Annotated in this window: 10 protein-coding genes and 2 tRNA genes; 8 read left to right on the top strand and 4 right to left on the bottom strand. The window is 43.9% G+C overall.

Annotated features, from left to right (window positions below):
• Window positions 1–327 precede the first annotated feature (327 nt).
• Window positions 328–1098, top strand: coding sequence for a 23S rRNA (guanosine(2251)-2'-O)-methyltransferase RlmB (rlmB, locus tag QL919_RS07580; protein WP_290188946.1), 771 nt, complete (start codon window positions 328–330; stop codon window positions 1096–1098).
• Here the strand turns inward: rlmB and coaE are convergent.
• From coaE to pilB, 4 genes are all read right to left on the bottom strand, one after another.
• A complete protein-coding gene (gene coaE / locus QL919_RS07575; protein ID WP_290188945.1) occupies window positions 1061–1747 on the bottom strand; it encodes a dephospho-CoA kinase in 687 nt (228 codons plus the stop codon). The genes rlmB and coaE overlap by 38 nt on opposite strands.
• 310 nt (window positions 1748–2057) lie before the next feature.
• On the bottom strand, window positions 2058–2960 hold the full coding sequence (locus QL919_RS07570; protein ID WP_290188944.1) for an A24 family peptidase: 903 nt from the start codon (window positions 2958–2960) through the stop codon (window positions 2058–2060).
• Window positions 2961–2985: 25 nt separating this feature from the next.
• A complete protein-coding gene (locus QL919_RS07565) occupies window positions 2986–4209 on the bottom strand; it encodes a type II secretion system F family protein (protein ID WP_290188943.1) in 1224 nt (407 codons plus the stop codon).
• Window positions 4210–4459: 250 nt separating this feature from the next.
• Window positions 4460–6175 (bottom strand): type IV-A pilus assembly ATPase PilB, encoded by a 1716-nt coding sequence (pilB, locus tag QL919_RS07560; RefSeq protein WP_290188942.1) that lies wholly within the window; start codon window positions 6173–6175, stop codon window positions 4460–4462.
• Between the two features lie 431 nt (window positions 6176–6606).
• Between pilB and tpiA the strand changes: the two genes are divergently transcribed.
• The 7 genes from tpiA (at window position 6607) to infB (ending at window position 13944) form a co-directional block, all read left to right on the top strand.
• Complete coding sequence (gene tpiA / locus QL919_RS07555; RefSeq protein ID WP_290188941.1) at window positions 6607–7407, top strand: triose-phosphate isomerase; 801 nt, start codon at window positions 6607–6609, stop codon at window positions 7405–7407.
• Window positions 7408–7632: 225 nt separating this feature from the next.
• Window positions 7633–7941: a preprotein translocase subunit SecG gene (gene secG, locus QL919_RS07550; protein ID WP_025652589.1), complete on the top strand. Its 309-nt coding sequence runs from the start codon at window positions 7633–7635 to the stop codon at window positions 7939–7941.
• Window positions 7942–8125: 184 nt separating this feature from the next.
• Window positions 8126–8210 (top strand) — tRNA-Leu (locus QL919_RS07545).
• Window positions 8211–8333: 123 nt separating this feature from the next.
• Window positions 8334–8410, top strand: a tRNA-Met gene (locus QL919_RS07540).
• A 454-nt stretch (window positions 8411–8864) separates the two neighbouring features.
• Complete coding sequence (rimP, locus tag QL919_RS07535; RefSeq protein WP_290188940.1) at window positions 8865–9365, top strand: ribosome maturation factor RimP; 501 nt, start codon at window positions 8865–8867, stop codon at window positions 9363–9365.
• A gap of 199 nt (window positions 9366–9564) precedes the next feature.
• Window positions 9565–11049 carry a transcription termination factor NusA gene (nusA, locus tag QL919_RS07530; protein WP_290188939.1) on the top strand — a complete coding sequence of 495 codons (1485 nt, stop codon included), beginning with the start codon at window positions 9565–9567 and terminating at the stop codon, window positions 11047–11049.
• 168 nt (window positions 11050–11217) lie between these two features.
• Window positions 11218–13944 (top strand): translation initiation factor IF-2, encoded by a 2727-nt coding sequence (infB, locus tag QL919_RS07525; RefSeq protein ID WP_290188938.1) that lies wholly within the window; start codon window positions 11218–11220, stop codon window positions 13942–13944.
• The last annotated feature ends 208 nt before the right edge of the window (window positions 13945–14152 follow it).

Below are 14152 nucleotides of genomic sequence, written 5' to 3'. Positions count from 1 at the left end.
AAATGGGTATTGTTTGTTTCTTTTTTTAATTTTTGCTGCAGTCTAGGGCGTGTCCTCAATTCAATCGATAATAATCTAAATGGGTTAAAAAATAGCTAAATCTTGCCAAACAGCGTCAAATAGCTGACTAATATCTCGATATTACCTGCGCTATTTTCCTTGTTTGACTGCAATTTATCTCATTTTTATCACCATTTTTAAAATGAGGACACGCCCTAGTCGACCATAAATAGCTACAATGATAGCTATATCCTATTTTACTTTATCTGTTTTTTACTCTATCTATCGCCCCGCGCGATAGCCACTTTTATAATTAGTAGGCCTACTATGGCAAAACCAATTTATTTCTATGGCATTCATGCGATTGATGCTTTACTCGAACACCGTCCTCTCGATGGGCTTAGCTTATTTGTGCAGCAAGGGCGTGAGACTGATAGCCACGTACAAGCCATTATGGCAGAGGCCGAAGCCAATGGCATCAGCATCCAACCCACACAAAAAGATAAGCTGGCGCAACTGTGCGGCAGTCCGCAACACCAAGGTGTGGTGCTTAACGCTCGTCCGCTTGCTTTCGCTGATGAGAGTCTGTTAGATACCATTATCGGACGTGATCAGTGTTTACTATTGGTTTTAGACCAAATCACTGACGCGCATAACTTTGGTGCATGCTTGCGTACGGCAGTCGCAATGGGCGTGGATGCAGTCGTTTGTCCAAAACATCATGCCGCTAGCTTGACGCCAACCGTAGCAAAGGTATCTGTTGGTGCTGCTGAGATGATGCCTATCATTAGTGTGACCAATCTGGCGCGTACGCTGACGCAAATTAAAAATGCAGGGGTGTTTGTATTTGGTACTGCCTTGAGTGATGAGGCTAAGCCGATACATGACGCTGATTTGACGGGTAAGACCGCCATTATTATGGGGTCAGAAGGAGAAGGAATGCGTCGTCTGACAATGGAGAGCTGCGATGAGCTGGTGTATATTCCAATGTCAGGAAACGAGCATGGCAACCTACAGAGCTTGAATGTGAGTGTTGCCACTGGTATGGCGCTCTATGAAGTTAATCGACAGCGTACTTTAGCTGCTGGGCAAGCGTAAGATAATCTTGGTGTAAAGGCTCTAGCTGTAAATAGAGCGCAGCAAGGTCGCTATCGTTTAGTATGACATCATCAGCATGACGGTTGCGCTCTTCACGGCTCAGCTGATTCACCATGATTGCCTTAATTTTTTGTACGCTTTGCTCATCACGCTGGCTGGCACGCTCAAGTTGCGTGTCTTCTGCTGCATCTATGACCAGGACGCGTTGGCACAAATTGGCAAGCCCTGCCTCAGCGGCCTCAATGAGTAAAGGCGCTGACAATACCACGTAAGGCGAAGTACTGGCTGCCAACTGCGCTTTTGCCGCATCACGTATCGCTGGATGCGTGATGGCTTCTAATTCAATCAGTGCTTCTGGGTGAGTAAATACGTGCGTTCTGACCGCTGAGCGATCCATCGTTCCATCAGAATTTAGTACCCAATCGCCAAACTTTCTCTGGATTCTTCGCAACGTTGAGCTGCCTTTAGCAACCACTTCGTGAGCAATCACATCTGCATCAATAATATCAATCCCTTGCTCAGCGAACCAGTCGCTAGCAGCAGATTTGCCACTACCGATACCACCCGTTAATCCGACTACCAGCGTCTTGCTTGTTTTTTGTGGAATTTGTGGCTCATGAGAGTAAGTTGAGGCTGTGTGTTTTGACATAATAATGACTTATCTGCTCGATAGAATGACAGTGACAGTTATAAACTGAGAAAGTATGTCGATGGCTGACTTTCATGGTAAGTGGGTTTTAATAACTCAATAACCAAGGTCTGATAGATAGGCTTGTAACGAATTTAAAATCAGCTACCAAAGACCTTATATAGTTAATCTTAAATAAAAAAGAGTACAAACATTATAACGTGTCACTCGTATAAATTTTACTTGCTTGCTGTGTCTACGCTGATAGAGGCTGCGCAAAATTTATCCAGTAACACTGTATTTATTTTATCGTGGATTGATTATAGGCCATTTAGTAAGTATACATGCCTAGATACCAATTGACGATATCTGTACCGTACAACAAGGCGATAATACCTGCAATAGCAATATAAGGTCCAAACGCAAACGGTCTGCTCTCACCCTGTTTTTTCATCAAAATAATACCCACAATTGAGCCGAGTAAGGATGACAGTAAAATAATCAAGGGCAGCATCATGGGACCAAGCCAAGCACCTAATACCGCTAGGAGTTTAAAGTCTCCTTGTCCCATCCCATGTTTTTTAGTGATGAGATAAAACACTTTTACGACTATCCATAACGATAAAAACCCTAGTAGCAAGCCCCAGATAGACTGAGTGGGGGACACAAACCAACCTTGTGAGTTCACCGCTAATCCCAAACCTGCTAAAGGAAAGGTTAAGCGATCGGGGAGTAGCTGTGTATCAAAATCAATCCCTGTCAGCGCAATCAGTGTCCAGACTAAGATTAAGGCGGATAAGCCAGAGACACTGACCCCGAACTGATAAATCACCAGTACCGATAGTAGGGCAGTAACCAGCTCGACCAAAGGATAGCGTAAGCCGATGGCTGCTTTGCAGTTTGAGCAGCGTCCGCGCAAGGTTAACCAACTGACTAACGGTATATTCTCATACCATTTTATTTTGTGAGCGCAGTGGGGGCAACGTGAGGCAGGCTTGCTCAATGTAATGGGCGCATCATTGGCAACAATGTTCGCTAGTGGTGTTGTATGTTCGCGTGGCATATCTGCTTGTTCAGACATAAACTGGCTGCATTCTCGTCGCCAGCTAAAAACCATCATCAACGGAATACGATGAATGACCACATTTAAAAAACTGCCGACACAAAGACCTAAAATACCAAAAACGACCAAAGCGATGGTCGTATTGTCTTGTAATAACTGTATAAATTGCATTAAGTAGCAGTCCTTTGGTTAATCTTTAGCCTACCACTGAGCCCATCTGGAAGATTGGTAAGTACATGGCAATGACTAAGCCACCCACTAACACACCGAGCACCGCCATAATCATCGGCTCCATCAAACTGGTTAGACCGTCAACAGCATTATCGACTTCGTTTTCATAATATACCGCTACTTTATCAAGCATCTCTTCTAAGCTACCAGATTCTTCACCAATACCAACCATTTGAATCGCCATACTTGGAAATAAGTTGGTAGAGCGTATCGAAAACTGTAGCTGTTGACCAGTGGATACATCGTTTTTAATTTGCTGGGTGGCATTATAAAACACCACGTTATTGGTCGCGCCAGCTGTAGAATCTAGTGCGTCAATCAGCGGTACACCAGCGGCAAAGGTTGTCGACAAAGTGCGAGCGAAGCGGGCGATAATTGCCTGATAAGCAATATTGCCGAATACAGGCACTTTTAAAACAGCGCGGTCTAAAAAGTCACGGAATTTTTTAGAGCGTTTTTTGGCTTCTGAAAAGCCAATAATCGCGCCACCAATCAGCACAATTAAAATGAACCACCATGATTGCATCCATTCAGACATACCAACCACCATCTGTGTAAAGGCTGGTAGCTCTGCACCAAACGACTCAAAAAGATCTGAGAATACTGGTACAACTTTAATCAGCAAAATCATCGTCACGATGATAGCGACCACAATAACCGCGATAGGGTATTTAATGGCTTTCTTGATTTTGGCTTTTAATAGCTCGCTCTTTTCTTTGTAAGTCGCAACGCGCTCTAACATAGTCTCAAGCGCACCCGACTGCTCACCTGACTCAACGAGTGAGCAGAACAGGTCATCAAAGTAGCGTGGATGTTTGCGCAGCGCTGAGGCGAAAGTGCCACCTGCTTCAATATCGGCCTTTATTTGCAAGACCAAGTCTTTCATACTCGGGTTATCTAGCGAGTCAGCGACAATTTCAAAAGATTGAGTCAAGGGCACACCTGCTTTCATCATGGTGGCCAACTGACGAGCAAAAATAGCGATATCAATGGGCTTGATGGCTTTTTTGAAGGTATAGAGCGGCTTCGGCTTTTTCTTAATACCTTTGACAGTAATACCCTGCTTGCGTAACGTTGCCTTTGCCAGCTCCAAACTGCGACTGGTGGTTTCACCCTTTACTTTTTGTCCACGTCGATTCACTCCATCGTAGACAAAGTCCAACAGCATGTCGGTCTTAGCTTTTGCCATGTCACTACCCTCAAAAATTGCCTAATTAGATATTGCAAATGTATACACTGTGCTTAGCCAGTCCATTTGGCGTTAGCGATTGCTTCGACGTCGACTCTTAAATCGCTATCTTCATTATACTAATGTTGAATCGATATCAAAACAGCTGTACTTTATTTTAGCGCAAAAAACCAGTGCCCATCTGTTTTATTTTTAAGCACATCTGGTAGGTATTATTGCTGCTTTATAAACTCAGTCTAATATTACAACATTATTCAGAGGTAACACGCATCATTTCTTGAATACTGGTCACACCTTGTAATACTTTTAAAATGCCAGAGCGTCGCAAATCTCGAAAACCGTTTTTTAGCGCAGCATCTTTAATGTCTATCGCATTGCCATCTTCCATGATAATTCGTGAGATATCAGGGCTGACCTTCATGACTTCATAAATACCCACACGCCCTTTATAGCCTTCACGACATTCGTTACAGCCTACCGGCTCATAGATGACGTTGTCTGGGTTGTCTAAATCGGCATCCGTAAAGCCAAGTTCAAGCAGGCTTTGACGTGGAATATTAATCGGTTTTTTGCAGTTCTTACATAAGCGTCGTGCTAGGCGTTGAGCAATCACTAGGTTTACTGACGTTGCAATATTAAAAGAAGCAACACCCATGTTGCGTAAACGCGTTAAGGTTTCAGGTGCAGAGTTGGTATGCAAGGTTGACAGCACCATGTGGCCCGTTTGTGCCGCTTTAATCGCAATCTCAGCAGTTTCAAGGTCACGAATCTCACCAACCATCACGATATCAGGATCCTGACGTAAAAAAGACTTAAGGGCATTAGCAAAGGTCAAACCCACTTTAGTATTGACGTTGACCTGATTAACACCTTCTAAGTTAATCTCAACAGGGTCTTCCGCGGTTGAGATATTTGTGAGCCCCGTATTTAAGATATTGATACCGGTATATAGCGAAACCGTTTTACCAGAACCAGTAGGGCCAGTAATCAGTAGCATGCCTTGGGGCTTATTCAGTGCCTCCATAAACATCTCTTTTTGATCAGGCTCATAGCCTAAAGCATCAATACCGAGCATGGCTGAGGAGGGGTCTAAGATACGCAATACAAGCTTTTCACCAAATAGGGTCGGCAGTGAGTTTACCCGGAAATCAATGGCCTTATTTTTAGAAAGCTTGAGTTTTATGCGACCATCTTGCGGTACTCGGCGCTCAGAGATGTCCATTTGTGACATGACTTTTAGACGAGCGGCTATTTTACTGGCAAGCTGCACTGGCGGATTGGCCATTTTTTGCATGACACCATCGACACGGAAACGGACGCGGAATGACTTTTCGTATGGTTCAAAATGCAGATCTGATGCCCCCATCCGAATCGCGTCTACCAACATCTTATTGACGAACTTTACAACAGGCGCTTCATCGATGCCATCATTGAGCTTGGTTTCGCCATCTTCATTATCTTCGTCACCGTCATCAAAATCTACATTTAAGTCACTATCAGAAAAACTACCGAAGCTTTGCATGGTGTCTGCATATAGACTTTCGATACGTTTCTTTAACTTGTCTTCTTCGACGACGACGGTTTCGATAGAGAGGCGTGAGTTAAAGGCAATCGCGTCAATCGCATCTATACGTGTTGGATCACTCAACGCGACGAATAAACGCTGTCCACGTTTGAATAGTGGCAAGGCATTAAACTTGCGCACGATTTTTTCATCAACCAAATCTTTGGGAATAACGTCAAGGCTGAGCGCATCTAAATCAAATAGAGGGTCGCCGAAGGCTTGTGACAGCATCTGAGCGAGGTGATAAGAGTCGGCCAGTTTGTTGTCGACCAAATAAGGCACGAGCCCTATTTGCTGTTGCTGTGACTCGGTCTGCGCAGTTTTCATATTCGCTTCACTAACGATACCTTCGCTAATTAGCTGCTGCGCTAGACTACCATACTTACTGGCTGTAATAGACATTCCGACTTCTCCTCAATAACAAATATGTTGCGCAGTGATCTGAAACTTATAGGCGACTTATGATTGTAGTGGCTGCTTAATAAGCAGTACGATGACTTAACAAGTATACGATTGCCTGATTAAGGCAGCGAGCGATGTGTCTTTTGCTCTTATTCAGCCAGCTATCATTTATGTGGCTGTCATTCATGTAATAATATAGAACTTTACTTTAGTTTAAAGAACTTATTTAGACTATTAAACCATTTCAAAGACAAATTAGGCACATTGCTTAATACTATTGTTCAAATATGTCTGTAAATACAGGTAATGTATGAGTGATAAGGGACAGCATAAATTGCGCAGCACTATACTATAGCACTAGAGAATTATTTGTTATACTGGCGCGCACATTGGCCGAATTGGCATGAATACATGAGACAGGATAGAGGGATATGCAAGCTTGGGTAATTGGTAATTGGAAACAGAATCCAGCAACGAGCCACGACGTCAATGCGTTATTGGATGACTTACTCACTGCGGTTGATACACAAGAGCAAGCCAATGCAACTGGCTGTCAGTTAATGGTAGCACCAAGCTGTATCCATTTGGCCAGTGTCAGCGCCCGTCTAAAAGACAGTCCAGTATTGTGTGCGGCACAAGACATCAGTGCGCATAGTGCAAATACTGGTGCCTATACCGGTGACTGCTCAGCGCAGCAAGTGGCAGACGCTGGCGCAACGTGGACGATACTTGGTCACTCTGAACGCCGTCAGTACCATCAAGAGTCCCATGACTGCTTATTGCAAAAAATGACTCACGCACTAACGCAAGGCTTAGGGGTGATATTCTGTATCGGCGAAACCCAAGCGCAGTATGATGCGGAGGAGACGCTTGATGTCATTGATGCTCAGTTAGCAGTGGTTAAGGATTTGCTTGCGCAGCAGTCGGAGCTGACCGCAAACTTATCAGAGCGTTTGATTATTGCCTATGAACCTGTATGGGCGATTGGCACTGGCAAAGTACCAACAGTGCAAGAGGTCAGTGCCACGCATCAGCATATTAAGCAAACGGTTGCAGGTTTTGCTGATTCATTAGATAGTATGACTGTCTTATATGGTGGTAGCGTTAACGCTGATAATGCCGATAGTTTTGCGGCCGACCCCATGATTGATGGTGCATTGGTCGGTGGGGCCTCACTAAAAGCAGAGAGCTTTTTGGCAATTGCTGATGCTTTTCGCCGTGCTACCTCTTAGCTGAAGTTGGCAGAGCAACTGCTTAGTAAGTATTAAATGGTTGATTCGCTGACAAAATGTATTTATCAGTTGGCAAAAGTGGGTTTAACAGTGCCCTTGCAATCGTGTACAATGCGCCTTATTTATATAATCGATTTGACGTCATTACACGCCAAAAGACACCCCTATTAACCCTACGATTTAATTTCCGTTATCAGTCGTCATTACGCGGCAAAAGAGGCCACCATGTTTACGTTTATATTAGCCCTGCACATTATCGTGGCGATTGCCATGATTGGCTTGATTTTGATACAGCATGGCAAAGGGGCAGACGCTGGAGCTTCTTTTGGCGCTGGTTCATCAGGCACCGTATTTGGTGCGGCGGGGACGGCAAACTTTTTGACGCGTGCGACAGCCGTATTGACAGTGATATTTTTTATCACCAGTATGACGCTTGCGGTTCATGCACGTAAGCAAGCCGAAGATCAATTTCGTTTAGATGCGCCAGTGTCAGCACCGCAAACACCGCGTCCTTTAACGCAAAATCCTCAGTAGCTGTAGTTGCATTAATTTTTTTGACAGATAAAGTTAGCGGTTGTCTTTTAATGCAGGCAGTGCTTGCTATTTTAAGACGTTAGATTTACAATGCCTTTCTGTTTTACCCGTCTGACTTTATCGATGCCTACCTTAAAGCATCTATTACGATAGAGTAGACATCAAAAGTAAATCAGTGAAAAATGCGATTGTGGTGGAATTGGTAGACACGCCATCTTGAGGGGGTGGTGGCGCAAGCTGTGGGGGTTCAAGTCCCCCCAATCGCACCAAGTTTTATGACGCAGCATGGCGTCAGGTTGGATTTGTTGGTTGTTAATGATTCATTTGAACTTTATTTAAAATAATCATTGACAGTTCTATAAAACCTCCCTATAATATGCGTTCTAGATTGATGCGGGGTGGAGCAGTCTGGTAGCTCGTCGGGCTCATAACCCGAAGGTCGTTGGTTCAAATCCAGCCCCCGCTACCACTTTTTATACTGATGTTTTGTACACTAAATTTGTCAGTAACGATTAGCCCACCATTATGCTTGTGGGTTTTTTTGTATCTGAAGGTCTGTGTTATCACGGTATCTATCCTACTTATGCTAAGCTCTAGGCCTATAGAGTACGATATTATTCGTTATTGATTGTCACCTGCCACTACTGGCACGATTGCTTTACAAGCATACTATCTTTTATCCCTTACTCCTTTATCGATAGTACTGCTTTATAAGTAATAAAAGCATTGTTTGGCTGAGCTTGATGTTTTCTATGCTCATCCTTATATAAAAACAAAACACATATTACATATAATGCTCTGTCTGTGGTTTACAAAATATTAACCGTCACTGATATGAATAAATGTTTATCATGAGTAATAGATAACATTCAATACGGTTTCTTAGTAAGATAGATGAGCGAACAGGAAAACATAAATAGATTATGAAGCTTTCGACCAAGGTTACAGAACTGACCAATATTATCGCCCCTGCCGTCGCTGCTTGCGATGTGGCACTGTGGGGTATCGAGTTTGCACCACAAGGCAACCGCTCATTGTTACGTATTTATATTGAGGCACTACCAGAAGAGCAGGCTCAAGATAAACACGTCACCATTGAAGATTGTGCCGCGGTGAACCACCAAGTAAGTGGTATCTTAGAAGTGCATGACCCTATTGCTGGCGAGTTTATTTTAGAAGTGTCGTCACCAGGTTTTGACCGCGCGTTCTTCTCAGATGAGCAGATGCATGCTTATGTCGGTCAGACAGTGAGCTTACGTTTGATACAAGCCATTGGTGAAGGCGATAAAAAACGTCGTAAAGCAACGGGTACTTTAGACAGTATCAATGATACGTCATTACAGCTGACGGCTGCTGATGGTGAGCAGTTCGACATTGCACTGAGCAATATTGATAAAGCCAATTTAATTTATGAAGATGCTTAATATTTTATAAATGCTAAGTGTTTATAAAAAATGATTCTTTTCCTTTAGAATCGCATACTGAATACCAATAAATAAAAGTAGCAAGTAATTAAATGCCACTTTACTCTCCAAACAGCTTATATGGCTTATGGTGAAAAATAACGTTAATACATCAATGATAAAATTTAAGTCAATTAAAAAATGATAGGACAGGTATAGCATGAGTCGTGAAATCTTAACGGTAGTAGAAACTGTCAGTAATGAAAAGGGCTTAAATCCTGAAGATATCTTTGAAGCGATAGAAGATGCTTTGGTGGTATCGACCAAGAAAAAAGTATATACCGAACAGCCAGAAGTGGCCGTGCGGGTAGCTATCGACCGTGCAACTGGCGATTATGATACTTATCGTTATTGGACAGTGGTTGCCGACGAAGATCACGAGATGCCTGCTTGCCAGCTAGCGATTACTGACCTTGATCAAGACGAATGGTCAATTGGTGACGTTAAAGAAGAGCAGATTGAGTCGATTGAGTTTGGCCGTATTGCTGCGACTCAAGCCAAGCAAGTCATTATCCAAAAGATTCGTGAAGCGGAGCGTGCGCTAGTAGCAGATGCTTTTGAGCCACGTGTTGGCGAGATGATGTATGGCGAAGTCAAAAAGCAGACTCGCGATGGTTATATCATCGATTTAGGTGACAACGCTGAAGGCTATTTATCACGTGATCAGATGCTGCCACGCGAGCAATTACGCGCAAAATCGCGTATCAACGCTATTCTTTATCATGTGAATCGTGAAAATCGTGGCGCACAGCTACTGTTGTCACGTACGCATCCAGAAATGCTCTCGGCTTTAATGCAAAAAGAAGTGCCTGAGATCGCAGAACAAATTATTGAAATTCGTAACGTCGCTCGCTTGCCGGGCACTCGTGCTAAAATAGCGGTTAAGACCAACGATCATCGTATCGACCCTGTTGGTGCGTGTATCGGTATGCGTGGTACGCGTATTCAAGCCGTACAGCAAGAATTAGATGGCGAGCGTATTGATGTTGTGGTTTGGTCAGATGATCCAGCCCAGTTCATCATCAGCGCTTTAGAGCCAGCTGACGTGAGTAGTATCATTTTAGATGAAGACATGCAAACAGCAGATATTATTTTTAGCACCAATGACCAATTAGCACGCGCCATTGGCTCACAGGGTCAAAACGTTCGATTAGCCTCTGAATTAACCGGCTATAAGCTAAACATGATGCTAGAAGAAGAGTATCAACAGCGTCAAGAAAACGAATCAAAAGCCTTTATCGAATTATTCTATGAGCGTTTAGAAGTTGATAAAGACTTAGCACAAGCACTTGTTGATATTGGTTTTACCAGTATTGAAGAAGTCGCTTACGTACCCGTTGAAACCTTCTATGATATCGAAGGTCTAGACGATGAAGCAATCGATATGATTCAAGAGCGTGCTAAAGAAGTCGTTATCGCTGATGAACTGGTCAAACAACAAAACATGAAAGAGCCAAGTCAAGAGCTACAAGAGCTTGAAGGTATGACCGTCAGTTGGGCCTATAAAATGGCACAAAAAGACATTATTACCGTTGACGATTTGGCAGAACAAGCAGTCTTCGATTTAGAAGATATCGAAGGATTAGATTCTGAAACTGCAGGAAAACTCATCATGAAAGCTCGGGAATCTTGGTTCGATGAATAAGCGGTAACTGCATATCGCTGTCTTTTGGTGATATGCTATTGAGAATAAAGCGCTGGTATGACGTATCGATGCAGTAATATTCAGTACAGATACCAGCCTTACCCCAATCATTTGTAGCCAACAACTGAATTGAACATATAGCAAATAATAGACAGTAGGTGATAATAAATGGCAGATAAGACCGTCAAAGAACTGGCAGAAATGGTAGGCAAAACCGCAAGTGCTGTAAAACAGCAACTGGTAGATGCCGGACTGCCTGCTCGCGCAGAGGATGACCTAGTCACCGAGCTTGAGCAAGAGAAGTTGGTGACGTATTTAAAGCAAAGTCATGGTCAGCAAGAAAAGCGTCGTATTAGTCTTAAATCTAAGACGACTAGCACCGCGCGTGTGACCGGCTCTTCAGGTAAATCTAAGAGCGTCAATGTGGAAGTGCGTAAAAAGAAAGTATTCGAAAAGCCTGACCCAGAGAAAATGGCTGAAGAATTGGCTGCTCGTGAGCAAGCGATGATTGAAGCACAAGAGCGTGCTGCTAAAGACGCTGAAGAACGTGCCGCTACCAAGAAAAAATCTGAAGAACGTCAAGCGGCTACCTTAGCTGCGATGCGTGCAAGCTTAGGCTCTAGCAAAAAGTCTGACGACAAGAATGACGATGTTTCTACATCAGTTGTCGTGAAGAAAGGTGGTAAGGCGACTGTAGAAGTTAAGCAAAAAGAGCAACCTAAGAAGAAGGTTGCTGCTACTAAGCCAAAAATCGAAACCGCCGCTGAGCGTAAAGCTCGTGAAGCACGTGAGAAAGAAGAAGCACGCTTACGTGAAATCGAATTAGAAACGCGCCGCGTCCAAGCTGAAGAAGCGCAAAAGCGTACCCTTGAGCAAATGCGCAAAATGGCTGGTAAATATACAGACCGTGAGCCAGTGGCAGAAGTTCGTAAAGATGAGCCGCTTGCAGAAGGTTTGGTCGGTGACGCATTAGAAGAGTCATTTGAAAAAGAACGTCGTGAAATCAAGCGCGGTGCAAGTAGCACTGGAGCTCGTGGTCGCCGTCGTAAAAACCAAGATGAGCGTGAATTCAAAAACCGTAAAAACGGTTTGCGTTCAAGCCAGTCTGGCCAACATAAGTTTGAAAAACCTGTCGAAAAGATTGTTTATGATGTTGAGATTAGTGAACAAATTACAGTCGCAGATCTTGCTCAGCGTATGGCAGTTAAAGCTCGCGAAGTAACCAAAATACTCATGAAAATGGGTGAGATTGCTCGTGAAGCAGATACGATTGACCAAGCAACAGCCAGTCTGATCGTTGAAGAGATGGGCCACAACCCAGTGCCGGTTAGTGATACGAAAGTTGAAGATGACCTACAAGATGCGGTTGATGAGCGCAGCAGTAACGTACAAACGCGTCCACCAGTTGTGACTATCATGGGTCACGTTGACCATGGTAAAACATCATTACTTGATAAAATCCGTGAAACTAAGGTTGCAACTGGCGAAGCCGGTGGTATTACCCAGCATATCGGTGCCTATCATGTTAAGACTGATCGCGGTGTGATTACCTTCCTTGATACCCCGGGTCACGCAGCCTTTAGTGCCATGCGTTCACGCGGTGCACAAGCAACGGATATCGTTGTCATTGTGGTCGCTGCTGATGATGGCATGATGCCACAAACGGCAGAAGCGATCGATCATGCGCGCGCTGCTGGTACTCCTATTATTGTTGCTATCAACAAGATGGATAAGCCAAGTGCCGATCCTGATCGCGTCCTTAATGAATTAACGGCTAAAGAAGTGGTTTCAGAAGAGTGGGGCGGCGACACCCCAATGGCTCGTATCTCAGCCAAAACAGGCGATGGTATTGATGAGCTGTTAGAGCTTATTAGCCTACAAGCTGAACTGATGGAGCTAGAAGCGCCGTTAGATGGTGCTGCTCAAGGTGTGGTTATCGAATCAAGACTAGAAAAAGGTCGCGGTCCGGTTGTTAGCGTCTTGGTTAAAAAAGGTACTCTGAAACAAGGCGACTTGGTCTTAGCGGGTGAGCACTACGGTAAAGTCCGTGCCATGACAGATGAAACTGGTCAGCGTATCAAATCAGCTGGTCCTTCTATTCCTGTAGAGATTTTAGGTTTACCTGAAACACCTGCCGCTGGTAGTGAATTCTTAGTAGTCACTGATGAGAAAAAAGCGCGCGAAGTAGCAGATTTTAGAACCAACCGTGAGCGTGAGCGTCAACTTGAGCGTCAAAATGCCATGCGTTTAGAAAGCATGTTTGATCAGATGGAACAAGGCGATGTGTCATTCTTGAATATCGTACTGAAAACTGATGTTCGTGGTTCGCTTGAAGCATTGCTAGCGGCATTGAACGAATTATCAACTGACGAAGTAAAAGTCAGAGTAATCAGTTCAGGCGTTGGCCCTATTTCTGAATCAGATGTGACGCTTGCTGAATCTAGCGAAGCGGTACTATTGGGCTTCAACGTTCGCGCAGATGCTACCGCACGCCGTAAAGCAGACGCTGCAAATATGGATATCCGCTACTACAGCGTTATCTATGGTTTGATTGATGATGTAAAAGCAGCGATGAGCGGTATGCTTGCGCCTGAACATCGTGAGAAAATCCTTGGTGTTGCAGACGTTCGTGAAGTATTCCGCTCTAGTAAGTTTGGTGCGGCTGCTGGTTGTATGGTGGTTGAAGGTACAATCTATCGCAACAAGCCTATCCGTGTACTGCGTGATGACCAAGTTATCTTTACGGGTCAATTGCAGTCACTACGTCGCTACAAAGAAGACGTCAATGAAGTACGTACTGGTATGGAATGTGGCCTTGCGGTTCGTGGTTACGATGTTGAAGCGGGTGATAAAATCGAAGTCTTTGAAATCCAAGAGTTCGCACGTACTATCTAAAGTTACGCTTCATAGGAAGATATCGTACGATGCAATACGCTCAATGAGCTGAGCAAATCTTTCTAATATCAAGCGCTACTTAGGCCTAACAGGTACATCCTGCTAGGCCTTTTTTACCATATATCAGTCCTGAAGTGGATAGGGTTGTGTTGAAAACACCCTAACATTAAGCAGATTAATAAATAAAAATGAGCCATATTAAAGTAAG

Origin of the sequence: Psychrobacter sp. APC 3426 (assembly GCF_030408035.1) — a bacterium.
Lineage (GTDB): Bacteria > Pseudomonadota > Gammaproteobacteria > Pseudomonadales > Moraxellaceae > Psychrobacter.
Note: the sequence above shows the minus strand (reverse complement) of the source record. Positions and strands in the feature narration are given on the sequence as shown.